Origin of the sequence: Amycolatopsis rifamycinica (assembly GCF_000695625.1) — a bacterium.
In the GTDB taxonomy this organism is placed as follows: Bacteria; Actinomycetota; Actinomycetes; order Mycobacteriales; family Pseudonocardiaceae; genus Amycolatopsis; species Amycolatopsis rifamycinica.
The window spans coordinates 115,829-141,669 of the sequence record NZ_JMQI01000074.1; the positions used below are offsets into that span (position 1 = coordinate 115,829).

Annotated in this window: 19 protein-coding genes; 13 read left to right on the top strand and 6 right to left on the bottom strand. The window is 72.5% G+C overall.

All coding sequences use genetic code 11. The annotated features are described in order from the left end of the window. The first annotated feature begins 297 nt into the window (after nucleotides 1-297). A complete protein-coding gene (locus DV20_RS36465; RefSeq protein ID WP_043787914.1) occupies nucleotides 298-2,172 on the top strand; it encodes a Calx-beta domain-containing protein in 1,875 nt (624 codons plus the stop codon). A gap of 47 nt (nucleotides 2,173-2,219) precedes the next feature. Here the strand turns inward: DV20_RS36465 and DV20_RS36470 are convergent, their stop codons facing one another. Then, complete coding sequence (locus tag DV20_RS36470; RefSeq protein WP_043787915.1) at nucleotides 2,220-3,044, bottom strand: PaaX family transcriptional regulator; 825 nt, start codon at nucleotides 3,042-3,044, stop codon at nucleotides 2,220-2,222. A gap of 159 nt (nucleotides 3,045-3,203) precedes the next feature. On the opposite strand from DV20_RS36470, the gene DV20_RS36475 reads away from it, so the two are divergent. The 3 genes from DV20_RS36475 to DV20_RS36485 are packed head-to-tail and all read left to right on the top strand — an operon-like array spanning nucleotide 3,204 to nucleotide 6,531. Further along, on the top strand, nucleotides 3,204-4,517 hold the full coding sequence (locus DV20_RS36475) for an MFS transporter (RefSeq protein WP_043787916.1): 1,314 nt from the start codon (nucleotides 3,204-3,206) through the stop codon (nucleotides 4,515-4,517). Further along, nucleotides 4,514-5,869, top strand: coding sequence for an alpha/beta hydrolase (locus DV20_RS36480; protein WP_043787917.1), 1,356 nt, complete (start codon nucleotides 4,514-4,516; stop codon nucleotides 5,867-5,869). The genes DV20_RS36475 and DV20_RS36480 overlap by 4 nt, the downstream gene beginning before the upstream one ends. Before the next feature lie 8 nt (nucleotides 5,870-5,877). Next, nucleotides 5,878-6,531: an NAD(P)-dependent oxidoreductase gene (locus tag DV20_RS36485; protein WP_235191097.1), complete on the top strand. Its 654-nt coding sequence runs from the start codon at nucleotides 5,878-5,880 to the stop codon at nucleotides 6,529-6,531. Nucleotides 6,532-6,988: 457 nt separating this feature from the next. On the opposite strand, the gene DV20_RS36490 is transcribed toward DV20_RS36485, so the two are convergent. Further along, the gene (locus DV20_RS36490; protein ID WP_043787919.1) at nucleotides 6,989-7,891 is read right to left on the bottom strand and encodes a LysR family transcriptional regulator; all 903 of its coding nucleotides are present in this window, start codon (nucleotides 7,889-7,891) and stop codon (nucleotides 6,989-6,991) included. A 27-nt stretch (nucleotides 7,892-7,918) separates the two neighbouring features. Here DV20_RS36490 and DV20_RS36495 point away from each other — a divergent pair, with 27 nt between their 5' ends. Beyond that, nucleotides 7,919-8,698 carry an inositol monophosphatase family protein gene (locus tag DV20_RS36495; RefSeq protein WP_043787920.1) on the top strand — a complete coding sequence of 260 codons (780 nt, stop codon included), beginning with the start codon at nucleotides 7,919-7,921 and terminating at the stop codon, nucleotides 8,696-8,698. A gap of 42 nt (nucleotides 8,699-8,740) precedes the next feature. Here the strand turns inward: DV20_RS36495 and DV20_RS36500 are convergent, their stop codons facing one another. Continuing rightward, nucleotides 8,741-9,679, bottom strand: a complete 939-nt coding sequence (locus DV20_RS36500; RefSeq protein WP_235191098.1) for an extracellular catalytic domain type 1 short-chain-length polyhydroxyalkanoate depolymerase — start codon at nucleotides 9,677-9,679, stop codon at nucleotides 8,741-8,743. 198 nt (nucleotides 9,680-9,877) lie between these two features. Between DV20_RS36500 and DV20_RS36505 the strand changes: the two genes are divergently transcribed. Both DV20_RS36505 and DV20_RS36510 read left to right on the top strand, forming a co-directional pair. Then, nucleotides 9,878-10,786, top strand: a complete 909-nt coding sequence (locus DV20_RS36505) for a PaaX family transcriptional regulator (RefSeq protein WP_084093844.1) — start codon at nucleotides 9,878-9,880, stop codon at nucleotides 10,784-10,786. 74 nt (nucleotides 10,787-10,860) lie between these two features. Beyond that, nucleotides 10,861-12,303, top strand: coding sequence for a type VII secretion protein EccB (locus DV20_RS36510; protein ID WP_043787923.1), 1,443 nt, complete (start codon nucleotides 10,861-10,863; stop codon nucleotides 12,301-12,303). Between the two features lie 57 nt (nucleotides 12,304-12,360). Here DV20_RS36510 and DV20_RS36515 read toward each other — a convergent pair whose 3' ends face one another. After that, complete coding sequence (locus tag DV20_RS36515) at nucleotides 12,361-12,606, bottom strand: ATP synthase subunit c family protein (protein WP_043787924.1); 246 nt, start codon at nucleotides 12,604-12,606, stop codon at nucleotides 12,361-12,363. A 301-nt stretch (nucleotides 12,607-12,907) separates the two neighbouring features. Next, complete coding sequence (locus DV20_RS43315) at nucleotides 12,908-14,488, bottom strand: RICIN domain-containing protein (protein ID WP_051736278.1); 1,581 nt, start codon at nucleotides 14,486-14,488, stop codon at nucleotides 12,908-12,910. Between the two features lie 467 nt (nucleotides 14,489-14,955). Between DV20_RS43315 and DV20_RS43320 the strand changes: the two genes are divergently transcribed. The 4 genes from DV20_RS43320 to DV20_RS36540 are packed head-to-tail and all read left to right on the top strand — an operon-like array spanning nucleotide 14,956 to nucleotide 18,529. Further along, a complete protein-coding gene (locus DV20_RS43320) occupies nucleotides 14,956-15,864 on the top strand; it encodes an ABC transporter ATP-binding protein (RefSeq protein WP_051736284.1) in 909 nt (302 codons plus the stop codon). A gap of 9 nt (nucleotides 15,865-15,873) precedes the next feature. After that, complete coding sequence (locus DV20_RS36530) at nucleotides 15,874-16,614, top strand: ABC transporter permease (protein ID WP_043787925.1); 741 nt, start codon at nucleotides 15,874-15,876, stop codon at nucleotides 16,612-16,614. A 2-nt stretch (nucleotides 16,615-16,616) separates the two neighbouring features. Next, nucleotides 16,617-17,909, top strand: coding sequence for a sensor histidine kinase (locus tag DV20_RS36535; RefSeq protein WP_043787990.1), 1,293 nt, complete (start codon nucleotides 16,617-16,619; stop codon nucleotides 17,907-17,909). Beyond that, complete coding sequence (locus tag DV20_RS36540; RefSeq protein WP_043787927.1) at nucleotides 17,906-18,529, top strand: response regulator; 624 nt, start codon at nucleotides 17,906-17,908, stop codon at nucleotides 18,527-18,529. Before DV20_RS36535 ends, DV20_RS36540 begins: the two co-directional genes overlap by 4 nt. A 179-nt stretch (nucleotides 18,530-18,708) precedes the next feature. On the opposite strand, the gene DV20_RS36545 is transcribed toward DV20_RS36540, so the two are convergent. After that, complete coding sequence (locus tag DV20_RS36545) at nucleotides 18,709-20,091, bottom strand: endo-1,4-beta-xylanase (protein ID WP_043787928.1); 1,383 nt, start codon at nucleotides 20,089-20,091, stop codon at nucleotides 18,709-18,711. 150 nt (nucleotides 20,092-20,241) lie between these two features. On the opposite strand from DV20_RS36545, the gene DV20_RS36550 reads away from it, so the two are divergent. Together DV20_RS36550 and DV20_RS36555 are read left to right on the top strand one after the other, a co-directional pair. Further along, a complete protein-coding gene (locus DV20_RS36550; RefSeq protein WP_235191099.1) occupies nucleotides 20,242-21,903 on the top strand; it encodes an ArnT family glycosyltransferase in 1,662 nt (553 codons plus the stop codon). A gap of 219 nt (nucleotides 21,904-22,122) precedes the next feature. Continuing rightward, nucleotides 22,123-25,779, top strand: coding sequence for a glycoside hydrolase family 3 C-terminal domain-containing protein (locus DV20_RS36555; RefSeq protein ID WP_043787930.1), 3,657 nt, complete (start codon nucleotides 22,123-22,125; stop codon nucleotides 25,777-25,779). The last annotated feature ends 62 nt before the right edge of the window (nucleotides 25,780-25,841 follow it).

Sequence of the window (25,841 nt, forward strand, 5' to 3'; positions counted from 1 at the left end):
CGTTACGACATCCGGGCGGAAATTCGCTTCCCCCGCCGCGAAAACCGCCGGGATTCCCGCGACCACCCGGCACCGGGCGTGCCGGAGCGTCGCCGGAAAGAGTGACGGAGGGCGGTCATTCCCCGGTATTCCGGCGCAGCACACCGTGGTTCACGGAGCCCGCAACCGCCGCCGTAACCCGTTGAGCTCCTTGACACAGGGCGCTCCGGGTGACGCTGTGCCCGCGCGCTAACGAAATCCCGGCTTTTCCGTCTTCCCGAGGCAACCCGCAGTTATCCGGCCTTCGGAAGGAAGTCCATGTCGCGGAGATCCTTGTTCGTCGCGCTGACCACGGTCAGCGCCCTGCTCGCCCCGGCCGCGGTGGCGGCCGCGGCGCCGCCCGGCGTCGATCCGGCCACCGTCGACCTCACGCTGTCCGCCGGGCAGAGCACAGCCGTCACCAAGCACGTCACCACCTCCGCCGTCCCCCCGAACCCCGACCTCGTCCTGCTCGCCGACACCACCGGGAGCATGACCGGCCCGATCACCAACGTCCGCACGAACGCCGGCGCCATCACCGGTGACGTGCTCGCCGCGCAGCCGACCGCGCAGTTCGGCGTCGCCGAGTACAAGGACTTCACCGATTCCGTGCCCTTCAAGGTCAACCAGGGCATCACCGGCGACACCGCCGCGGTGCAGGCCGGGATCAACCAGTGGGCGGCCTCCGGCGGGGGCGACTTCCCGGAAGCCGACCTCAACGCCCTCTACGAACTGGCCTCCGGCGCGGTCGCCTTCCGCCCGGACGGCACCCGCATCATCGCCTGGTTCGGCGACGCGCCGTCGCACGATCCCAGCGGCGGGCACACCCTGGCCCAGACCATCGACGCGCTCAAGGCGGCGAAGATCCGCGTGGTCGCGGTCAACGTCGGCGCGCTGGACGCCGAAGGCCAGGCGAGCGCCATCGCCACGGCCACCGGCGGCGTGCTGCTGAACAACGTGCCCTCGAGCCAGGTCTCGCAGGCCATCCTCGAGGGCATCAAGTCCATCGAGGTGACGGTGACGCCGAAGGTCACCACCTGCGACCCGCAGCTGACCCTCACGAACGACCCGGCGAGCGTCAAGGTGCCCAGCGGGGACGTCGCGACGTTCACCGAGACCGTCACCGCCGCGGCCGACGCCGCGCCCGGCACCTACCACTGCGCGGTCGACTACCTCGTCGACGGCGTGTCCCGCGGGTTCGTCGAGACGACGACCGTGCGCGTGCTCGGCTTGAGCATCAACGACGTCACGGTGGACGAGGGTTCCGGCGGCGCCCCCGTGCCGGCCACCTTCACCGTGTCCCTGCTCGGCGGCGCGAGCCCGGACCCGGTGACGGTCCACTACGCCACCGCCGACGGCAGCGCGACCGCACCGGCCGACTACCAGGCGGCGAGCGGTGACGTCACCTTCGCGCCCGGCGAAACGAGCAAGCCGGTGACCGTCCTGGTCGACCCGGACACCGTCGACGAGCCGGACGAGACGTTCACCGTCACGCTGTCGGCACCGGTGGGCGCCGGGCTGGTCGACCCGACCGGGGTCGGCACGATCATCGACGACGACCGTGACGGCGTCTTCTCCTGCACCGGCACGGCCGCGAACGTCGCCGGCCTCACCGCCGCCGTGGCGAACCCGGCGAACCTGCCCTGCGCCGACGACAGCGAGACCGTCCTCGACGCGACGCTCAACGCCGGCCTGATCAAGGTCCAGACCCACGCGCTGACCTCGTCGACCGACCTGACCCCGGACAACCAGTCGGCGGCACCGGCCGCCGGTGACCAGGCGAAGGCGACGGCCAGGATCGACAAGACCGTGATCAGCACGGTCGGGCTGACCATCGAGCTGGGCGTGATCCAGTCCCAGGCGGCGGCGACCTGCCAGCCGGCCCCGGGCGGGCTCGCCCCGGCGCTGACCGGCAGCTCGAACGTCGCCTCGCTGAAGATCAACGGCGTCCCGGCCGTGGTGGGCTCGGCGCCGCTGACCATCCCGCTGGTCATCGGTTCGCTGAAGCTGAACGGACAGACCGTCGCGAACGGCGTCGTGAAGCAGCAGGCCGTCGCGCTGGAGACCCCGCTGACGAAGATCGTGCTCGCGGAGTCGCAGGCCGACGTGCACGGCACCGCCGCACACCCGGCGGGCCACCCCTGCCGGCGGTGACCCGCTGAACCACCCGGGGGCGGGCGGCCGCCGCCCGCCCCCGGGTGCTAGCCGGAGGTCGGCAGCAGTTCGAGCGTTTCGGCGGCCAGCCGGTCCGCGCCGTCTCGGAAGTCCGCGTCCAGCTTGCGGAACAACGTCTCCGCCTCGATCGCGGGCCAATCCCCCGGCAGGTGCCCCGCCGGCAGGTGCGGGTCGCGGCGGACCACGTGCAGCCAGTCCGAGTGCAGCATCAGCCGGCGCGTCAGGTCGTCGGGGAACGCGGGCTCGCCGTCGTCCCACTTCTCCATGAAGTCGTGGTAGCGCGAGGCGATCGTCGCCGTGTCGAAGGCTTTGCGGACCAGCTCGGCCGCTTCCGTCGGCTTCGCCGGGTGGGCCGTGAAGACCGTGACGTGCCCGTCGAGGCCGAGCTGCTCGACGATGGCCGTGACGTCCCGGACGCCGGGGGCGACCCACAACCCGTTCTGCAGCAGGCCGAAACCCGCCCAGGTCAGCTGGCGCCGCAGGTCGTGCCGGTCGCCGCGGCGGGTGTCGGGCAGCGAGAAGCCGACCAGGGTCCAGCCACCGTCCTCCGACCGGTTGACCGCGCCGGTCTCCCAGATCCGCCGCCTGCCGTCCTCGAGGACCGCGGCGAGCCGCTCGCTGAGTCCGAAGTAGACCTTCCGCCCGTGCCGGTGCCGGGTCAGCAATCCGGTGCCCGCCATGCGGGTCAGCGTCGAGCGGACCGCCTCCTCCGAGACGCCGACGCGCCCGAACACGTCGATCACGCTGCCCGAGTAGATGGCGCTCGCCCGGCCGAGCAGGTGGATGCCCAGGAACGTGAGCATGACGGACTTCGGGCGGGGCCCGGAGCCGGTGTCGGCGGGATGCGTCACGGACGTCAGCCTAACCCGGCCGGCCGCCACTTGATGTTGTGCAGATCGTTGACGGCCGTCATGCCGCTGACTAACGTTGGGGCCCGCTCCCCCGTCGTCCACCCCCGGACGAACCTGTCCCCCCGCAGTGCCCCGCCCCCGAAGACGAGGGTGAACCCCATGAGCACTCAGCTCCGCAGAGCGGTGGCGTCCAGCTACCTCGGCAGTCTCATCGAGTACTACGACTTCCTCCTCTACGCCACGGCGAGCGCGGTGGTCTTCGGCAAGGTCTTCTTCGCCGACCTCGATCCGGCACTGGCCACGGTCGCCAGCTTCGGCACCTTCACCACCGGCTACCTCGCCCGCCCGCTCGGCGGGCTGATCTTCGGCCACTTCGGCGATCGCCTGGGCCGCAAGCGGATGCTCGTGCTCACCATGAGCCTGATGGGGGCCGCGAGCTTCCTCATCGGCCTGCTGCCCGGCTACGACCAGATCGGCCCGATCGCCCCGCTCGGCCTGGTGCTGCTCCGCGTCGTCCAGGGCATCGCGGTCGGCGGCGAGTGGGGCGGCGCGGTGCTGATGTCCGCCGAACACGCGCGCTCGCGCCGCGGGCTGTGGGCCGGCTTCACCAACGCCGGCGCGCCGAGCGGCATGGTCGTCTCGACGCTGGCCATGTCCGGCACCGCCGCGTTCACCTCCGAAGCGGACTTCCTCGCCTGGGGCTGGCGGATCCCGTTCCTGCTCAGCATCGTGCTGCTCGCGATCGGCCTGTTCGTGCGCTCCCGCGTCGACGAGACACCGGCGTTCCTGGCCGCCCGCAAGGAAGACCGCCGCCGGCTGCCGCTCGTGGCCGTGCTGCGGGACCACCCGCGCGTGCTGCTCCTGGGTGTCGGCGTCGGGCTCGCCGCGTTCGTCGTCCAGGCCACGCTGACCACCTTCGTGCTCGCCTACGGTGTCCAGCACGGACACCCGCGCCAGGAGGTGCTCAACGCGCTCACCCTGTCCTCGGCCTGCGCGGTGGCGGGAATCCTGCTGTGGTCGGCGCTGTCGGACCGGATCGGCCGCCGCCCGGTCGTGCTGGGCGGCGTGGCCGCCATGGCGGTGTTCGGGTTCCTGCTATTCCCGATGGTCCGCAGCGGCAGCGGGCTGCTGCTGGTCCTGGCGCTCGTGATCGGCCAGGGCGTCATCCACCCGATGATGTACGGCCCGCTGGCCGCGCTGTACACCGAGCTGTTCGACACCGAGAGCCGGTACACCGGCGCGTCGCTGGGCTACCAGCTCGCCGGGCTCGGCGCCGGGTTCGCCCCGCTGATCTTCGCCGAGCTCCAGCGCGCCAACGGCGGCGGTTCGACCACTCCGGTGTCGTGGACCATCGCCGCCTTCTGCGTCCTCTCCGCCGTCTGCGTGCTGGCGCTGCGGGAGACCCACCGCCGTGACCTCGCCCCCGAGCCGGGGATCCCCGCCGCCGCCCACCGGGAAGGACACCGCGGATGAGCAAGTGGCTCCGCCGGGCGGCCGCCCTCGCCGTCACGACGCTGACCGCGTTCGGCCTCACCACGGGAAGCACGGCGCAGGCCGCCACCCCCGCGCACTACACCGGGCAGCTGCCCGGCGGCGCGAGCTGGGTGGCGGACGTGCCGGCCGGGTGGAACGGGACCGTCATCCTCTACAGCCACGGCTTCGGCCCCCTGGAGGCGCGCGACGCCCCGGACGAACCGACCGGGCAGGCCCTGCTCGCGGCCGGCTACGCGCTGGTCGGCTCGTCCTACAGCGGGCCGTCGCTGTGGGCGCTCGCCTCCGCCCCGCGCGACCAGTTCGCCTCCCTCGAGGAGCTCGTCCGGAAGATCGGCGAGCCCCGCCGCACCATCGCGTGGGGCACCTCGATGGGTGGCCTGGTCAGCGCACTGGAAGCCGAGTCCGGCCACCGGCGGCTCGACGGCGCGCTGACCACGTGCGGCCTGGTCGCCGGCGCGCTCAATCTCGACAACTACCAGCTGGACGGCGAATACGCGTTGTCCCGCCTGCTCGCCCCGGCGCAGCCGGTGAAGCTCGTCCGCTACGCGAGTGCCGAGGAGGCGACGGCGGCCGCGGCGCTGACGAAGGTCGTCACCGACGCCCAGGACACCGCGGCCGGCCGGGCGCGCATCGCCCTCGGGGCCGCGCTGATGAACATGCCGCCGTGGCTGACCGGCACCGCACCGCCCGGACCGGCCGACTACGCCGGTCAGGAACAGCAACAGCAGCAGGCGCTGGCGCAGTTCGTGCTCGGGTTCGTCATGTCCGGCCGCTACCAGATCGAACTGGCGGCCGGCGGGAACAGCGCGTTCACCCGCGGCGCCGACTACCGCGCGCTGCTGGCCGGCAGCCCCCTGGCCCGGCAGGTCCGGGCGCTGTACCGCACGGCGGGCCTGGACCTCGGCGCCGACCTGGCCGACCTGACCCGCCACGCGGACGTCACGGCCGATCCTCAAGCCGTCGGCACGCTCGCCCGGACGTCGGTGGCGACAGGGCGGCTGCGCGTTCCCTCGCTGGCCATCCACACCACCGCGGATCACCTGGTCCCGGTCGAGCAGGAGAACTGGTACGCCCACCGGGTCCGCTCGGCGGGACGGGAACCGTTGCTGCGCCAGGCCTACGTCGGCGCGGCCGGGCACTGCGCGTTCCAGCCGTCGGAGACGCTGGCGGCGTTGCACGCCCTGGAGTCCCGGATCGAGACCGGCCGCTGGTCCGACCTGCGGCCGGAGCGCCTGAACGCGGCCGCCGCCGAGCTGGGTGCGCCGGGCCGGTACCTCCGGTACACGCCGGCGCCGCTCACCGGTTCGAACCGACCGATTGCATGGCGGTAAATTGATAGTTGCCGAACTTGCATTTGATGTTAATCGGCCGGGTCCCTAACGTGGTCGGCATGAACCTCACCGTCCTCGCGGCATCCGGCCGGACCGGCCTCGCACTCACCCGGGAAGCCTTGCGGCGCGGGCACACCGTCACCGCGATCGCCCGGGATCCCGGCCGGATCGCCGTACCCGATTCACCGCGTCTGCACACAGTGGCGGGCGACGTCGAGGATCCGGCGAGCCTCGCCGCCGTCGCCGGCTCGACCGTCCTTTCCGGACTCGGCACGGACCGGGCGGGAGTCCTGCTCGCAGGGGCCAAGGCGGTGGTCGCCGCCGGGCCGGCGCGCATCATCTGGCTCGGCGCGTACGGAACGGGCGAGTCGGCCTCGGTGGCCGGCGAGGCGGCCGGAGCGCTCGTGAAGCTGCTGGGCGACCGGCTCGGCGACAAGGTGGAGGCCGACGCGACGATCCTGACGGCGGGCGGCACGGTGTTCCACGCGGGCTTGCTCGCCGACGGCCCCGAAAGCCCGGGGTGGCGCACGGTCGGGCTGGAAGCGGGGCCCCCACTGGACTTCAAGGCGACGATCACCCGGGCAACGGTCGCCGCGGCGATGCTCGACGAAGCCGAAACGCCTCGGTTCGCGGGCAGGATCGCTTTGCCCTTGTCCGCCTGACCGCCCTTTGTGAGCGGTACGCCTCAAGCGTCTCACGGACCCGCCAGGCGGCTGCGGCTCAGCGGTCTGCTCGACGGTCCCGGTTCAGCGGCCGCCAGGCGGTCGAGCCTGGCGGCCGCTAATTGATAGTCCCGGCTCAGCAACCACGGCGGAGCCGACGGGGCTCGGTGGCCAAGGGGCAGCGGCCGCGGCCAAGCCGCCGAGGCCAAGCCGCCGGGGCCCGGCGGCCGGGGGGCAGCGTCTCGGCTCAGCGACCGGGGTCAAGCGATCGAGCCTCGCGGCCGCTACTCAACGATCCCGGCTCAGCGGCCGGGGCTCAGCGGCCACGGCTGAGCAACCGCGGCGGAGCCATCGGGGCTCGGTGGCCAAGGGCCAGCGGCCCCGGCCAAGCCGCCGGGGCTAAGCCGCCGGAGCTCAGCGGCCGGCAGCTCAGCCGCCGGGGCTCAGGAGCCGGGAATCAGTGGTGGGCGGTGATCTCCTCCAAAGCCGCGCGGACCTGGTCGCGGAGCCAGGCATGGGCGGGGTCGGAGTCGAAGCGCTGGTGCCACGTGCTGCAGATCTCCGCCTCCGGTGCGGCGGCCGGGAGCGGGCGGGTGATCAGGCCGAACGCGTCGAGCAGCGGGCGGCCGAGCACCGCCGTGCAGCTGACCAGGGCGTCACTGCGCACCGCCAGCTGCAGCGCCGTCGCGAGGGTGGCCACCGAGGCGATCACCCGGCGGCTCAGGCCTTCCGCGGCCAGGACCTCGTCGATCGGGGCCGTGAGGCGGCCGCGGCGGGAGACCAGGACGTGCGGGTGGGCCGCGAACTCGCGCAGGTCGAGGCCGCCGGCCGCGGGGTGACCCCGGCGCATCGCCACGACCAGCCGGTCGTGGCCGAGCACCGCCGAGCGGAACTCGGGCAAGGTCAGCCGGGCGCCGCCGAGTTCGACGTCGACGCGGCCGTGGCGCAGGTCGTCCGTGTCGGCCGAGTGCTCGGCCAGTACCCGCAGCCGGACGCCCGGGGCCCGCTCCCGGACCCGGACGGCCAGCACCGGGATCACCGAGGCCGCGAGCGCGTCGTGGCACTGGATCGTGAACGTGCGGTCCAGCTCGCCGAGGTTGAGCTCGCGGGCCGGCTGCAGGACCTCGCGAGCCCGGCGCACCAGCCGATGCACGTCTTCGCGGACGGCCAGCGCGTACGGCGTCGGCACCATCGTGTGGCCGGTGCGGACCAGGATGTCGTCGCCGGTCACCGCGCGGAGCCGGCCGAGGGTGCGGCTGACCGCCGGGGACGACAGGTGCAGCCGCTCGGCCGCGCCCATCACGCTGCCCTCCTCGAGCAGCGCGTCGAGCACCGTGAGCAAGTTCAAGTCGAGTTGCACGAACGCAAGACAACCACAGGAGGAACCATGACCCAGGACCTGCTCACCGCCACCACCGCCGCCGTCCGGGCCGCCGGGGCCCGGATGCTGGCGCGCTACTCCCCCGCAGCCCGCCAGCCCGGCCTGCCCGAGCTGCTGAAGAGCCTGCACGACAACGACTCCGCCGTCGCCGACGTGCTCCGGCCGACGCTGGCCGCCGTCCGGCCGGAGGCGCGCTGGCTCGACGACGAACACGGCTCCGGGCCGCTGCCCGCGGGCGAGTGGTGGCTCGTCGACCCGGTGGGCGGCAACGTCAACGCCGTGCACGGGATGCCCGAGTGGAACATCGGCGTGAGCCTCGTCCGCGACGGGCGCCCGGTCCTGGCGGTGCTCTCCTTCCCGGTGCTCGGCGAGGTGTTCACCGCCACCGAGGGCGGCGGCGCGCACCTCAACGGCGAACGGCTGAGCGTTTCCGCCAAGACCTCGCTGGACGGCGCGCTGGCCGGGACCGGCCAGGCCCAGCCCGGCCACGACGCCGCGCTCTTCGCGCGGATGGGGGCCTCCTTCACCGCGATGTCCGAAGCCGCGCTGTACGTGCGGATCTCCGTGCCGGTGTCCCACCAGCTCGCCCAGATCGCCGCGGGCCGGATGGACCTGCACTGGCAGTTCGACAACGTCCGCTCGCACGCCGCCGGTGTGCTGCTGGTCCGGGAGGCCGGCGGCGTCGTCACCGATCTCGACGGCGGTCCGTGGGACCTCGCCGGCACCGGCTACCTGGCCGCCGCGCCCGGGGTGCACGCCGCCGCGCTGGCCGTCCTCACCGCCTGAACGCGCCGGCGAGGACGGCCTCCTCGCCGGCGCGAAGACTCCTTACCCGCCCAGGCCGAAGAACGCGATGGCGGCCGCCGCCATCCCGGACGCGGGCAGGCTGTGCCCCGCCCCCTGGATGCTGTAGGCCTCCACCCGGACCGTGCCGGCGCTGTCGGCGTAGCGGCGGCGGTTCCAGTTGGCCTGCGGGGTGTCCGACGACGTCGGCGTCTGGCTCAGGCCGAAGACGTTGGTCCACTGCTCGATTTCCTCCTGCAGCAGGGCATACGGCACGAGCGTGTCGGCGGTGCCGTGCCACAGCTGGACGCGCGGGCGGGGGCCGGTGTAGCCGGGGTAGGCCTGGCGGACCGCGTCACCCCACTGCTGCGGCGTGCGGTTCGCGCCGCCGTTGCCGGTGCACTTGCTGCTCCACGGCGGGAAGTCCGCGGCGTTCGCGAAGCAGGTGAAGGGAACGCCCATGAACGCCGCGCCCGCCTTGAACACGTCCGGGTAGAGCGCGAGCATCTCGTTGGTCATCATGCCGCCGGACGACGAGCCGGTGGCGAAGACGCGGTTCGGGTCGCCGCCGTAGCGCTGCTCGGCGTAGGTCACCATCGACACGATCGACACCGGGTCGCTGCCGCCGCCCCGGCGCTTCGCCGCGTCGGACCAGGTGTCGAAGCAGTTCCCGAACCCGGCCTGCTGCTGGGCGCTCGGGTAGATGACGAGGAACCCGTAGCGGTTGGCCAGCGAAGCGAATTCGCTGCCCGAATAGAAACCGGGCCCCGAACCGCCGCACCCGTGCATCGCGACCACGATCGCGGGATTGGCCGGCCGCGCGTCCGGCACGTAGATGTGCATGCGCATCCCGCCCGGGTTGTTCCCGAAGCCGGTCACTTCCACCAGCGAAGCGGCCGACGCCGGGGCCGGGACCACGGCCGTGGTGAGGGCCATCAGCAGGGCACTGGCCATGGTCACGAACGCCGTTCTGAATCCACTCATCGGTGACCTCCGGTCGGCGATCCCCCTCGCGATCGAGATTAGGCAGATCGACGACGACCGTCAACAATTCATCAAGTATTCTGGAGTACCGAAACTTTCGAACTCAGTGATATGCTCGAAAAGCCGGACAATCAATTGAAGATCGTCAAAGAAAAAGCGAACAATCCGGCGAGGTAGGTTGGACGCCGGAGGTGGCGCATGCTCGAAGCGGCCGGCTGGCCGGAAGACGAGGGCACGCCGGCCGTGCGGCCCGAGGCCCTGCTGCTCACGCTGTTCGGCGACCACGTGCTGGACCGCGGGATCGCGGTGTCGACCGGCGGGGTCATCGCCGCGCTCGAACGCCTCGGCGTGCGCGAACACGCGACGCGGGCGACGCTGAGCAGGATGAGCCGCCGCGACCTGCTCCACACCGTCCGCCGGGGCCGGCAGGCGTTCCTGGGCCTGACCGCCCACGGCACGGCGGTGCTGCGCGACGGGCAGCGCAAGCTCGACGGCGACGTCGTCGACCGGCACTGGGACGGCCGGTGGACCCTGCTGACGTTTTCGGTGCCGGAAACGCGACGCGCCGACCGGTACGCCCTGCGCACGCGGCTCGGCTGGTTCGGGTTCGGCCCGCTGCGCAGCGGGTTGTGGGTGTCGGCGTCGGCCGCGGACATCGCCCCGGCGCTGGCCGAACTCGACCTCCTCGACCACGCCGAGGTGTTCCGCGCGGAGCCGTTCATGTGGACCGATCCGGTGCGGATCGCGCGCGAAGCCTGGGACCTGCCCCGGATCGCGGCCGGCTACGAGCAGTTCCTCCGCCGCTGGGCCGGCTCCACGCCCGCTGGCGCTGAGACGGGCGCGGCACTTTCACGTGAAAGTGCCGCTTCCGCGCCTGGCGAGGCCGGCGCGCCGGATGGGCCCGGCGACGAGCTGTCCTGCCGCATCCGGCTGGGCGCGGAATGGCTTCTGCTGATCCGCCGCGATCCGGTCCTGCCGCCGGCGCTGCTGCCGGCGGACTGGCCGGGCACGCGCGCCGCGGCCCTGTTCCGCTCCCTGCGCCGGCAGTGGACGCGCCCCGCCGAAGAGCTGGCCGGCGGGCTGCTCGAGTTCCTCGTCGAGGAATAGCGCCGGCGGCGGTTGCCACGTTGCATGCCACGTTGCAAACTGGGGTCCCCGCTCCCCACCCCCGGAGGTCAACGGTGACCGACTTCGATCGACGTGACGTGCTGCGTGCCCTCACCGCGCTGGGGGTGACCGGCGTGACGGCGAGCCTGTTCGGCGGCACCGCCGACGCGGCCGGCACCAGCCCGCTGGACCTGGAGTTCTCCGTCACGGAGCAGTTCCGGCCGTTCGACCTGATCGCCCCGAACTTCGTCCAGCTCGACACCCCCGCGCGGCCCGGCGCGCTCGTCAGGACCGGCATCCGGCCGAAGGCGCCGTACGGAACGGTGACCGTGCAGGTGCTCGACGACGGCGCGCCCGTCGTGGCCGGGCTCGCCGGCGCCGGGGTCTCGGTGCTCGGCACCTACGACGCCGGCTCCGGTCAGGCGGGCATCGAAATCACCACCGCCGCCGGCACCGCAGTGGTCAAGACGGCGGCGGCGGACCTGCGGGCGCCGTTCGGCTTCGCCGTGGTGGTCAACGAAAACGCGGTCACGGTGCTCGCCGACCGGGGCACCGGCTGGCGGCCGCTGCTGACCGAGCGCGACCAGGTCCGGGCCCGGATCGACCTGCGCGACCCGGCCGTGCTGGGCCGGCTGGGCTACGCCTACGGCCGCCGCGGGCCGGCGCGGCTGGGCCGGGTCCGGGCCGGGTACTTCGGCCAGGCCGGCGTCCGCGACCCGCACGTCGTCCAGTACGCCGACGGACGGCCCTACATCCGCCACGGCAAGCTCTACCTGACCATGACCAACGCCGGCCTCGGGTTCTTCCAGCAGGCGCACTGGGCGGTCTGGACGCTCGACCTGGCCGATCCGACGAAGCTGGAGCAGGTGGCGACGCTGTTCTTCGCGCGCGACGGTGTCGTGCTCGGCGACCACGCCGGCCAGATCGTCCGGGACGGCGACCGCTTCATCCTGCTGATGAGCTCCTGGGGCGACTTCGCCTTCAACGGCGTCCACGTGCGCCACACGGTCACCCACGCCGACGTCCTCTCGGGCGTGCACGTCCTGCCCACCGAACAGCTCCCGCTGCCGACGACGGTCAGTTCGTGGGACCCGGCCCTGACGAAGATCGGCGGCCGCTGGCACATCGCCTTCGTCGAAAGCCCCGCCCAGCAACCGGCGTTCGTGTTCCACCCGGCCCTGGCGGCGGCCCCGCGCGGCGCGGACTACGACGAGCGGCTGACGCTGCTGGGCGCCGACGTGTCGGTCAGCCAGACCGAGGGCACGATCCTGCAGCGCGTGGGCGGCCGCTGGTACCTGTTCGCCAGCGACGGCGACGCCCGCGAATACCCGGTCTACGACCTGAGCCTGCGCAAGCTCGGCACGTTGAACTCCCCGTACGGCACCAACATCCCGCACCCCATGCTGGTCAAGATCGGCAACCGCTGGTGGCTGCCGACGTTCGACGGAACCCAGTACGCGGAAGACGTCCTCGGCTACGGCGGCCACGGCGACTTCATTCTCATGCGCTCGAAATAGCCGGACCGGCCTCAACCGCCCCGCGCCCGGCTGTTTCGCCGGGCGCGGGCGCGGGATTCAGCGGTTGGACGCGATGAAATACACGACGACCCCGATCAACGCGAGCACTTCGCTCAGCACGAACGTCGAGTACCCGATCGTCTGCAGTTTTCCGCGCGCTTCCGGCTGACGCGCGGTCCCGTTGATGACCGCGGCGAAGATCAGGCCGACGCCGATTCCGGGGCCGATCGCCCCGAGTCCGTACCCGATGGCGGCGAGGCCGGGGTTGATGTTGGCGGCCTGGGCGATGACTGTGTCACTCATGGACGTTCCCCTTCACGTCGGTCCACGCGCAGGCTCGCGTGGAACAGCGGGCTCGTGCGTCACACCGGAAGTGGTTCAGGGCCGGGAAACGGCACCGGAAACCGGAGATTGTCGGTAATCGAGTGGTCCGATCACGACGAGGATATCACGGGAAATGGGAACGCGCCGCCGAAATCGGACACCCCGCCGTGGAGTCCATTGTGGTCGATGCGGGAACATGGCGGGCCGGGACGTTTCCGGCGACCGAGTCCGCCCTCGGCGTGGCGGACCACGCCGAGGGCGAACTCACCACCCGGGACGGTTACCGGGTGCTCGCGAACGGGATGAGGTCCCACACCCGGTCCGCGGACTGCGGCGTGCAGTCGTACTGCGCCACGGGAACGGCGTTGCCGGGGCCCGAGGTCCCCGCGCACCGGCCGGTGGCCCGGTTCTTCAGCTGGACGTGCCCGTCCGCCGCGACGATGTCCCACAGCTGGTCGGTGAACTGCGGCAGGCACTCGAACTGCCGCAGTGGCGCCCCGTTGGCGTTGTCGGCCGCGTGGACGATCAGGCACTTCTTCGTGGCGTGGTTGCGCACCAGCACCCCGCCGCCGGCCTGCGGGTCGACCTCCCACCCCTGGTCCTGGAACTGGGGCAGGCAGTCGTACTGGACCGCCGGCGCGTCGTCGACGTTGTTCGCGCCGTGCACGATCAGGCACTGGCCCGAGGAGCGGTTGACGACCTGGACCGGGTCCGGCACCGGGGCGATTTCCCAGACCTGGTCCGAGAACTGCGGGAGGCAGTCGTACTGGACGGCGGCCGCCCCGTTGGCGTTGCCCGAGGCGGACACGAGCGCGCAGCGTCCGGTCGCGCGGTTCTTCAGCTGGACGCCGCCGTCGACCCCGACGATGTCCCAGAGCTGGTCACCGAACTGCGGCAGGCAGTCGTACTGCCGCAGCGGTGCCCCGTTGGCGTCTTCGCCGGCGTGGACGATCAGGCACTTCTTCGTGAAGTGGTTGCGGAGCAGGACTCCGCCCGCAGGCTGGGGTTCGATGTCCCAGGACAGGTCTTCGTACGCCGACGGGCAGTCGTACTGGTACGCCGTCGCGTCGTTGACGTTGTTCGAGCCCAGGACGGCCAGGCAGCGCTTCGAGTAGTGGTTGACGAACCGGACGGACCGCGGCGTGACCTGGTCGGCGATCCAGCCGGCGAGGTCGTCGGTGCGGGCCGCGACCGCGCCCTGCCGCGTCTCGGTGACGGCGAGGCAGCCGTGCTGCCACGACCGGCTCAGCACGCCCGCGAGCTCGAGCCCGCCCGCGGTGTCCGGCCGCAGCAGCGGTGCGCCGGCGTCGCCGAGGCAGGGGTCCTGGCCGGCCGGGCTCGTCACCGCGACCGTCGCCGGCGTGGTGGCGCCGAGGGTGAACGACGCGGTCGTGAGCCGGTTCGGCACCCATTCGGTGGCCGTGCGGCCCCACCCGGCGATCCGCACGGTCTCCGCTTCGGGTGCCCGGGTCCCGATCCGCAGCGGCGTGACGTCCGTGACCGGGTGGGTCAGCTTCGCCAGTGCCACGTCCCGGTCGGTGCGGGCGACCACAGTGGACACCCGGAGGACCTGCCCCGCCGGGGAGCGCAGGTCCGGCTGCCCGGTGAACACGGTGACCGGCTTGGCGGGTGCGGCGGGCTGCCCGGTGGCGCCGGGGAAGCAGGCCGCCGCCGCGACGATCCACTGTGGAGCGATCAGGGCGCCGGAACAGGCCGCGCCGTCGGTCGTGATCTTGACGGCGAACCGGTCGGCCCCGTCGGCGACCGGCTGCCCGCCGGCGAGGGCGCCGGCCGGCGCGGGCGCGAGGAACGCCCCGGCGCAGACGACGGCGGCGACGAACGAAACACGGGATCTTCGCATGGATTTCCCCCTGGTGGTGGTTTCTGGATGCGGACGGCGGTGGCGCCCGACGGCGGTGGCGACCGCGCCCGGCCGTCGGCGGCGACGGACCCCACGGCAGCTCGAACTCCCGGCACTGCTCCCCCCAGCGTGCAGACTCGCTGGGCACACGCTAGCCAAGATCCACCCGCGGGACCACCCTTGGCCGGCGGGTGCCGGCCGGCACCAGGCGGCCGGCACCCCGGAGGCCTTCAGCAGCAGGCGATGCCACGTTCCCCGCTCACCGGGGCTCAGCCGGGTGACGTTGTGGGCGCCACCGGAGGATCTCGCCGTCGCGTGACGCGCGGTGGCTATTTCGGCCGGGCGGTGCTCCTCCGGCCGCGGCCCGCATCGACCGATCGGTTGATCCGGGCCTCCACCGGGCCCGGCTCCGGTGATGGCCGCGCGGTCGATCCGCCGCACCCGTGCCGGGCCGCACACTTGCCGGCATGGCCATCATCGAAGTGGAGAACCTCGTCAAGCGCTACGGCGGCCACCCCGCGGTGAACGGGGCCGGCTTCGCCGTCGAGCGGGGCGAGATCTTCGGCATCCTGGGCCCCAACGGGGCCGGCAAGACCACGACCGTCGAGTGCGTCGAGGGGTTGCGCACCCCCGACAGCGGAAGGATCACCGTCTGCGGCCTGGACCCGCAGCACGACGGCGCGGCGCTGCGGCACCGGCTCGGCGCCCAGCTGCAGCACAGCGAACTGCCCGACAAGCTCGAGGTCGGCGAGGCGATGGAGCTCTACAGCTCCTTCTACCGCGCGCCGGCCGACTGGCGTGAACTGCTCGACGTCCTCGGCCTGGGAGCCAAGCTCCGCACCCGGTTCCGGCGGCTGTCCGGCGGGCAGCAGCAGCGGCTGTCGATCGCGCTCGCCCTGCTGGGCCACCCCGAGGTGGCCGTGCTCGACGAGCTGACCACGGGCCTCGACCCGCAGGCCCGCCGCGACGTGTGGGACCTCGTCGAGCGCATCCGCGACCGGGGCGTGACGGTCCTGCTGGTCACGCACTTCATGGAGGAGGCCGAACGGCTCTGCGACCGGCTCGCCCTGTTCGACGCCGGCCGGGTCGTCGCCGTCGACACCCCGGCCGGGCTGGTCTCGCGGGCCGGCGACCGGCAGCGGCTCCGCTTCCGGCCGTCCGCGCCGGTGGACCACGCCCTGCTGACCGCGCTGCCCGAGGTGGCCTCCGTCGAGCGGGCCGGCAACCGGATCGTGGTGACCGGCACGGGCGACCTGCTGCTCGCCGTGACGACCGTGCTCACCCGCCACCGGATCAGCCTCGCCGAGCTGCGGGTCGAGCGGACCACGCTGGACGACGCCTTCATCACGCTCACCCGCCGCCACACGCAATCCTGAGGAGACGACGTGTCCGCCCTGCTCCGGCTCACCGCCACCGAAACGAAGCTCTTCTTCCGCGAGCCGATCGTCGTGTTCTTCGCGCTGGCGTTCGCCCCGATCCTGCTGGTCGTCCTCGGCTCGATCCCCGCGATGCGGGCCCCCGACGCCGGCCTCGGCGGTGTCCGGCCGATCGAGCTCTACGTGCCGGTCGTCGTCGCGATCGGGGTCTCCCTGTTCGCGCTGAGCGGCCTGGCCCCGCTTTTCGCCGCCTACCGGGAGAAAGGCGTGCTGCGGCGGATGCGGACCACCCCGGTCGAGCCGGCGGTCCTGCTGGGGGCGCAGCTGCTGATGGCCACGGCTCTGTCCGCCGGGACGGTGGTGGTCATGCTCGCCGTCGGCCGGCTGGCGTTCGGCGTGGACCTGCCCCGGCAGCTGCCGGGGTACCTGGCCGGCTACCTGCTGCTGGCGTCGGCCCTGTTCGCGATCGGCCTGCTCGTCGCCGCACTGGCCCCGTCGAGCCGGAGCGCCGGCGCGATCGGCACCCTGGTGTTCTTCCCGCTCGCGTTCTTCGGCGGCCTCTGGCTGCCCCGCGCCGGCATGACCGAGGTCCTGCTCACGATCAGCGACCTGACTCCGCTGGGCGCCGGCGTCCAGGCGCTACAGGACGCGACAGCCGGTCACGCACCGCAGCTGCCGCACCTGGGTGTCCTGCTAGGGTGGCTGGTCGTGGCCGGGGGTCTGGCCGCGCGATTCTTCCGCTGGGAGTGAAGGTGGCCATCGGGGGCGAGCGGCGCGCGGAGCCCGGCGGCGAGGACACCGGGGAGACGGCGATCTTCGCCGTCCTCCCGTACCTCCTGCTGGCCGTCAGCGTGATCGTCACGCTGGTCCAGGCCATCCGGGAGGGACCGAACCGGCTCCCGGCGCTCCTCGGGCTCTCCGCCGCGGCTCTGCTCTGGTTGCTGTGGTTCCACACGCTCCACCCGCGATGGCACCGCCGGCGCGCTCTGATGGCCGGGTACTACGCGGGGTTCACGGCGCTGGCCGCGGGTCTGGTCGCCCTGGCTCCCTGGTACGGCTTCTTCGCCTTCGCCGGCTACCCGCAGGCGTTCCAGTACCTCCGGGGCCGCGGGCGGTACGCGGGCGCGGCCGCCACCGCGATGGTCTCGGCCGCGGCGTTCCTGGGCGGGGTGGCCGAGATCGGGGCCGCCGGCCTCTGGCCGGTGTGGCTGGCCGTGGGCTCGGTGTCCGCGGTGCTCGCCGGCGCGCTCTTCCGCTTCGTGGAGATGGGCTACCACCGCCACGACGAGCAACGGCAAGCCCTGGCCGAGGTGCACGCGGTCAACGCCAAGCTGGAGGCCGCGCTGGCCGAGAACGCCGCGCTGCACGCCCGGCTGCTGATCCAGGCGCGCGAAGCCGGGGTGCTGGACGAGCGGCAGCGGATGGCGCGGGAAATCCACGACACCCTCGCCCAGGGGCTGGCGGGCATCCTGGCCCAGCTCCAGGCCGCCGGGCAGACACCGGACCAGCCGCCGTCGTTGCGGCGGCACCTGGCGAACGCGACGGAACTGACCCGCGAAAGCCTCGTCGAGGCGCGCCGCACGGTCCAGGCGGTGGAGCCGACGGTGCTGGCCGGGGCCCAGCTCCCGGACGCGATCGGCGACGTGGCCCGGCGGTGGTCGGAGGTCAACGCCGTCGACGCGGTGCTGACCACCACCGGCGACGCCCGGCCGATGCACACCGACGTCGAAGTGGCGCTCCTGCGGACCGCGCAGGAAGCGCTCGCCAACGTGGCCAAGCACGCGCGGGCGGGCCGGGTCGGCCTGACCCTGTCGTACATGGCCGATCTGGTGACCCTCGACGTGCGGGACGACGGGGTCGGGTTCGACCCGGACGCCGGGCGCGCCGACGGGTCCGGAGACGGCGGCTTCGGCCTCGCCGGGATGCGGCAGCGGGTGCAGCGGCTGGCGGGGCGGCTGGACGTCGAATCGGAACCCGGCGGCGGCACGGCGATCTCGGTGACCGTCCCGGCGATCCCGGCCGTCCCGGCCGGAGGTGCGGGGTGATCTCCGTGCTGATCGTCGACGACCACCCGGTGGTGCGGGACGGGCTGCGCGGCATGTTCGGCGCCGACCCCCGCTTCGAGGTGGTCGGCGAAGCCGGCGACGGCACCGCGGCCATCGCCGCCGGCGAGCGGTTCCGGCCGGACGTCATCCTGATGGACCTGCGGATGCCGCGGACCGACGGCGTCACCGCCATCCGGGAACTGGCCGAGCGCGGGGTGCCGTCACGGGTGCTGGTGATCACCACCTACGACACCGACGGCGACGTCCTGGCGGCCATCGAGGCCGGCGCCACCGGCTACCTGCTGAAGGAAGCGACGAAGGAAGAGATGTTCCGCGCGGTGGAGGCGGCCGCCCGGGGCCAGGCGGTGCTCTCCCCCGCCGTCGCGAGCCGGCTCATGGGGCAGGTGCGCCGTCCGGTGTCCGATCCGCTGTCGCAGCGGGAGCTGGAGGTCCTCGAGCTGATCGCCCAGGGTTCGACGAACCGCGAGGCGGCGGAACGGCTGTTCATCAGCCAGGCGACGGTCAAGACGCACCTGCTGCACGTGTACGCGAAACTCGGCGTCAACGACCGGGCGGCCGCCGTGGCCGCCGCGTTCGCCAAGGGCTACCTGACGCCGTAGGCGGCGCCGGGGAACCGGCAAAATTGCCGGTACCGGCCCGCCCGCCCGTGGGGCACAGTGACAGCACGTGGTGGGTGCGGCGGAACCCCAGCGCCACACCCACCACGTCCACGACCACCCGAGCCGCGCATGACTCGTCCGCGGAGCGCCGGCTCCGCGGACGAGTTCACCCACACCGGTCAGGAAGCGCTGCAGCTGACGCTGGGCCAGTTCCAGTTCCCGTTGGCCATGATGGTGACGCCCCAGTTGTTGCCACTGCCGTTCGGGGTGGCGACCAGCACCTGGCTGCTGGGCCAGGTGGCGCTGATGTTCCAGGTGGAACTGATCCGCGCCGGACTGGGCACGTTCATCGTGACCGTCCACGAGGACGAGCCGCTGACCGAGACGTTCAGGTTGTACCGGTCACCCCAGGACTGCCCGGCCGAAAGCGTGGCCGTGCAGGAACCGCCGCCCGGGGTCGTGGTCGTGGTGGTCGGGGTGGTCGGGGTCGTGGAACCCGTCGGGGTGGTCGTGGGTGTCGTGGTCGTGCCGCCCGCGTTGAGGGCGTTCAGCACGGAGTTGTAGGCGGACTTCTTGTTGCCGTTGCCGTCGAACAGCAGCGGGCTTTCGCTGGAGCGCCAGGAATCGCTGTCCCGCACGCCCCACACGGTGATGCCCACGCAGCGTGCGACGTTCATGCACGCCTGGGTCAGCGCCGAGTACTGCGAGGTGTTCGCGTTCGTGACGTCGACCTCGGTGAGCGCCACGTCGACGCCGAGCGCCGCGAAGCTGGAGATCGTCTGCTGGAAGTTGCCCGGGACCGAGCTGCCGCCGGTGAAGTGGGACTGCAGGCCGACGCAGTCGATCGGCACGCCGCGGGACTTGAAGTCCTGGACCATGCGGTAGACACCCTGGGTCTTGCCGTAGCTCCAGTTGTCGATGTTGTAGTCGTTGTAGCAGAGCTTGGTCGACGGGTCGGCCGCGCGCGCGGTCCGGAAGGCGACCTCGATCCAGTCGTTGCCGGTGCTCTGCAGGTTCGACGACCGGCGGCTGCCGTCTTCGTTGAAGGCCTCGTTGACCACGTCCCAGTAGGCAAGTTTGCCCTGGTAGTGGGCCATCACCTTCTGGATGTGGTTGATCATGGCGTTGCGCAGGTTGCTGCCGCCCATGTTCTGCATCCAGCCCGGTTGCTGGGCATGCCAGGCGAGGGTGTGGCCGCGGACCTTCGAGCCGTGGCTGACCGCCCAGTTGTAGATCTGGTCGCCCGCCGAGAAGTTGAACTGGTTCTGGTTGGGCTCGGTCGCGTCCGGCTTCATCTCGTTTTCGGCCGTCACCATGTTGAACTCGCGCGCCGCGATGGTGGTGTAGGCCGAATTGCTCAGCCGGCTGCCGGCGATCGCGGTGCCGAAGTACCGGCCGGACTGCGCGGCCGCGGCACCCAGCGTGCTGGCCGCGGCGTCCGCGCCGGGCGCCGTCACCAGGACCGTCGCGGTCGCGGCCACGGTCGCCACTCCCGCCAGCACTCGAGTGGTCGCCGACCGCCACCAGCGCCTGCGCCGCAGGCCCGACGAACTTTCCGCCATCCGTGATCTCCTTCGTGAGTTCCCCTTGCCCAGCAGAACAACACGCCGCCGGAGCGCTGCGCAAAAAGTTTCGATCGACTTTCGAACCACCGGCACCGGGCGCGGCCGTCTCCGGGCACAACCATCGCCGCCGCCGGGCGTCCTGGGGAAGTGATCACCGCGGCGGCCCGGGAGGACGTGCCGCCGCCGGCCGGCGGGCGGGCTCCCGGCCGGTGGCGGCGGTGGCCGCTCGCGTTCGCCGTGGCCGCGCTGCTCGCCGAGATGGCGATCGCGATGCTCACGGCGGCCACCGAGCAGAGCCCGACCATCGACGAGCCGGTGTACGTCGGGGCGGCGATCTTCTCCCTGGAGCACCACAGCCTGCGCTACAACCCCGAGCACCCGCCGCTGGGCAAGCTGCTCGTCGCGACCGGCCTGGCCTTCGCGGACGTGCACGTCAGCCCCGGTTTCGCCGGCGACCAGGCGGCGCTGGGCCGGTCCGTGCTGTACGAGACGGGCCACGACCCGGGACGGCTGATGCTGCTGGCCCGGGTGCCGGTGATCGTGCTGACGCTGCTGTTCGGGCTGGTGGTCTTCGCGTTCGCCCGCGACCTGACCGGCCCGGCCGGCGGGGTGGTGGCACTGGCGCTGTACGCCTTTTCCCCCGACCTCGTCGCCCACGGGTCTCTGGCCACTTTGGACGTTCCGGTGGCCGGTTTCCTGGTGACGTCGGCGTGGCTGCTGTGGCGCGCCCGGCGACGTCCCGGGCGCTACCTGCCCCTGGCCGGACTGGCACTGGGGGCGGCGGTGGCCACGAAGATGAGCGCTCTGGCCGCGGTGCCGGTGGTGCTGGTGCTGGTCGTGCTGTCCGTCCGGCAGGCCAGGGGCATCGACAGTCCACAACGGACGCTTCGCGTCCTCGGCACCGGCGCCGCGGCGGCCCTGGGTGTCGCGCTGATCGCCGTCGCCGTGGTGTGGGCTTCCTATCTGGTGATCGATCCGCGGCTGCGCTGGGTGCCGCCACCGGGCCTGCCACCCGTCGGCGGCCTGCGGTCGGCGGCCGGCCTGCTGCCGCTGCCCGAGCCGTACCTCGACGGGATGCGCGTCCAGTTCGGCTTCGAGGACCAGGTGTGGACCACGTTCCTGTTCGGCGAGCCGCACGTCGGCGCGCTGTGGTACTACCTGCCGGCCGCGTTGCTGGTGAAGACCCCGCTGGGCGCGCTGGCCCTCTGGGCGGCCGGGGTCGCCGCGATGGCCTCCCGCGTGCGTCCGGCGGCGCTCTACGTCCTGCTCCCCGCGGCGGTGCTGCTCGCCGCGGCGATGACCGGCAGCCGCGACCTGGGTGTCCGCTACGCGCTGTTCGTCCCGATGTTCCTGGCGATCGCGGCGGCCGCGGTGGTCACCGTCCGCCGCCGGTGGGCGTCCGTCTTCGTGGCGGGCATGGTCGCTTGGGTGGCGGTCAGCTCACTGCGGACGTTCCCGTACTACCTGCCGTACTCGAACGAGGCCTTCGGTGGCCCGGCGCGGACCCACCGGCAGCTGCACGACTCGAACGTCGACTGGGGCCAGGACCTCGCCCGCCTGGCCGGCCGGCTGCGGCAGCGCTACCCGGGCGAACGGGTGTGGCTGGTCTACAAGGGCAGCGGCGTGCCGTCCGCCTACGGCATCGAGGCCGCCGATCCGCTGGCGGTGCCGCCGAGCGAGGTCCACGGGCTGCTGGTCGTGTCGGACTCGTCGATCGCCAAGGCCGGCGACCGGCTGGCGGCCTTGCTCCGCACCAGCGTCCCGGTCGACGACGTCGGCCACTCGATCACGATCCACCGGCGGCCGTGACCGGGGTGGCCGTCGCCCCAGCCCACCCCGGGAGGCCGGTGAAAGTTTCAGGCTCGGCCCGGCTCCGGCCAGCGGCGACGCCGGACCGGTGGTGACGTGCTTGCCAGAACCGGATCCCCCTGCGAACGATGGTGACGGACCAGCCTGCGAACCGGCGGTTCCCGCGGCCGGCCACGCACCGGAACACCCGGCCCATCGACCTTCTGCGACGGAGATCCGATGTCCTTGCGCTCCCCTGGACGGCGACGGGTACGGCTCACCGCCGCTCCCCTGCTCGCCGTCACGATCACCGCAGCCACGCTCGTGCCGGCCGCGTCGGCGGCCCCCGCCCAGCCCGGCACCCTGCCGGTCTACCGCGACACCCACTACAGTTTCGCCGAACGGGCGGCCGACCTCGTCGCCCGCATGACGCTGCCCGAGAAGGTGCTGCAGCTGCGCACCAACAGCGCGCCCGCCATCCCACGCCTCGGCGTGCAGCAGTACACGTACTGGAGCGAAGGCCAGCACGGCCTCAACACGCTCGGCGCGAACACCGACGACGGCACCGCCACCGGCGGGGTGCACGCCACGAGCTTCCCGACGAACCTCGCGAGCACGATGTCCTGGGACCCGGACCTGATCCACCAGGAGACCACGGCGATCTCCGACGAGGCCCGCGGCATGCTGGACAAGTCGCTCTGGGGTGTCGCGCAGAACAACATCGGCCCGGACAAGAACAATTACGGCTCCCTGACCTACTGGGCGCCGACGGTGAACCTCGACCGCGACCCGCGCTGGGGCCGCACCGACGAAGGCTTCGGCGAGGACCCGTACCTGGTCGCGAAGATGGCCGGCGCGTTCGTCAACGGCTACCAGGGCCAGACCGCGTCCGGCCGCCCGGCCACGCCGTACCTCAAGGTCGCGGCCACCGCCAAGCACTACGCGCTCAACGACGTCGAGAACGACCGGCACGCGGACTCCTCGGACACGACCGAGACCAACATCCGCGACTACTACACCCGGCAGTTCCGGCACCTGATCCAGGACGCGCACGTGGCCGGCCTGATGACGTCGTACAACGCGATCAACGGCACGCCGGCGCCGGCCGACACGTACACGGCGAACGCCATCGCCCAGCGCACGTACGGTTTCGACGGCTACACCACGTCCGACTGCGGCGCGGTCGGCGACGTCTACGCCCCGGGCAGCCACAACTGGGCGCCGCCGGGCTGGACCACCACCACCGCCGGCGCGGCGACGCAGTGGACCAACACCGCCACCGGCCAGAAGGTCTCCGGTGCCGCGGGCGGCCAGGCGTACGCGCTGCGGGCGGGCACCCAGCTCAACTGCACCGGTTCGGAAGCCACCGTCGCCAACATCCAGGAGGCCATCAAGGCCGGGGTGCTCTCCGAAGGCGTGCTCGACAACGCGCTGGTGCACGTCTTCACCACGCGCATGCAAACCGGCGAATTCGACCCGGCCGACCGGGTCGCGTACACGAAGATCACCAAGGACGTGATCCAGAGCGCCGAGCACCAGGCGCTGGCCGCCAAGGTCGCCGCGAACTCGCTGGTGCTGCTGAAGAACGACGCGGTGCCCGGCACCGCCGCGCCGCTGCTGCCCGCCGACCCGGCGAAGCTCGGCAGCGTGGTCGTCGTCGGCGACCTCGCGGGCAAGGTCACCCTCGGCGGCTACTCCGGCGAACCCGCGCTGCAGGTGAACGCGGTGCAGGGCATCACCGCCGCGGTCAAGGCGGCCAACCCGGCCGCCACGGTCACCTTCGACGCCTGCGGCACGTCCACCGGCACGACGACGGCGGCGAGCTGCTCGGCGGAAACCCTGGCCGCGATCAAGACGGCCGGCCTGGTCGTGGTGTTCGCCGGCACCGACGGGAACGTGGCCACCGAAGGCCGCGACCGCACCACCATCGCCATGCCGGGCAACTACGACTCGCTGATCGACCAGGTCAAGGCCGTCGGTAACCCGCGGACCGCGCTGGCCGTCCAGGCGGGCGGCGCCGTTTCCCTCGGCCACGCCGAAGGCATCCCGGGCATCGTGTTCAGCTCGTACAACGGCGAAAGCCAGGGCACCGCGCTGGCCGACGTGCTGTTCGGCAGGCAGAACCCGAGCGGGCACCTGAACTTCACCTGGTACGCCGACGACTCGCAGCTGCCCGCGATGAAGAACTACGGGCTGACGCCGTCGCAGACCGGCGGGCTCGGCCGCACGTACCAGTACTTCACCGGCACGCCGGCGTACCCCTTCGGCTACGGCCTCTCGTACGCGAAGTTCACCTACTCCCGCGTCCACGCGGACACGAGGGCCGTCGACGCCAACGGGCAGGTGACGGTGCACGTGGACGTCACGAACACCGGCAGCACGCCGGGTGCCACCGTCGCGCAGCTGTACGCGGCCACGGCGTTCAGCGTGCCGGGGGTGGAACTGCCGCGGCACCGCCTGGCCGGCTTCAAGAAGACCGACGTGCTGGCGCCCGGCCGGACCCAGCACATCGCCATCCCGGTGCGGATCAGCGAGCTGTCCTTCTGGGACGAGGGGAAGCGCCGCGAAGTCGTGTACCCCGGCCAGTACCGGTTCGGCGTGGGCGCCGACTCGGCTCACCTCGCCGGCACCGCCGCGGTGGCCGTCACCGGAGCCCTCACGCCGAAGACGAAGTACGTGACCGTGCAGCCGGGTCAGGTCGTGTTCGCGCCGGGGCAGAGCCTCGACCTCACCGCGAAGAACCCGTGGATCGCCGACGACACCGCCCAGGCCGCTCAGCACGTCCCGGCCGACCACGTCGTCGAAGCGGTGCACGACGACCAGTCGTTCGTCGACCTCTCGCGGGCCCGGATCGGTTACCACAGCAGTGATCCGCGGGTGGCCCAGGTGAGCCGCGGCGGCAAGGTGACCATGGTGGCCCCCGGCGTCGCGACGATCAGCGTCACGGTCGACGGCGTCACCGGGACCACGCCGGTGGTGGTCGAGCAGCCGTTCTCGCTCAGCGCTCCGGAGCGGGTCGAGGCGGGCAAGACGTACACCGCCACCACGACGCTGCCGAACCCGGCCGGCGCCCGGCCGCTGCGGGACGTGGCCATGACGATCGGCGTGCCCGCCGGCTGGACCGTGCGGGCCACCTCGCCGTCGGCCTTCGCCACCGTGCCCGCCGGGCAGACCGTGCGCACCACCTGGGAGATCGGTGTCCCGGCCGCGGCGCAACCCGGCAAGTTCGACGTGTCGGCGCAGGCCACCTTCACCTCCGCCAACGGGCGGGGCGCCTCGGTGGACGCGACCACCGTGCTGCTGCCGCACCCGCCGTACCCGTCGTTGGCCGCGGCCCGCAACAACGTGGGCATCAGCGACGACGCCACTCCGGGAGCCGGCAACTTCGACGGCGGCAACGCGAGCTTCTCCGCGCAGGCACTGGCCGCGGCGACGCCCAGCCTGACGCCGGGGGCCACGTTCACCCACAACGGGCTGACGTTCACCTGGCCGGACGCCCAGCCCGGCAGCCCGGACAACGTGGTCGCGGGCAGCTCGGCCGGCGGCCAGACGATCGCGATCTCGGGCTCCGGGACCACGCTGGGCCTGATCGGCGCCGGCGACTACGGCAGCCCGAGCGGGACGGCGACGGTCACCTACACCGACGGGACGACCGAGTCCCACTCGGTGAGTTTCGCGGACTGGTGGTCGAACGCGGCGACCGGCGGCGACATCCTCACCACGCTGCCCTACCTCAACAACAGCAACGGGCGGCTGGACCAGCGGGTGAGCCTCTACTACGCCCCGATCCCGCTGCAGCCGGGGAAGACGGTGCAGTACCTGACCCTGCCGGACATCAGCGACGGAGCGAACATGGGCACGGCCGCGATGCACATCTTCTCCGTGGCCATCGGCTGACCGAGGGGCACGCCGTCGTGAGGGGCAAGGAGGGTCAGCCCCCCTTGCCCCTCACGACGAGC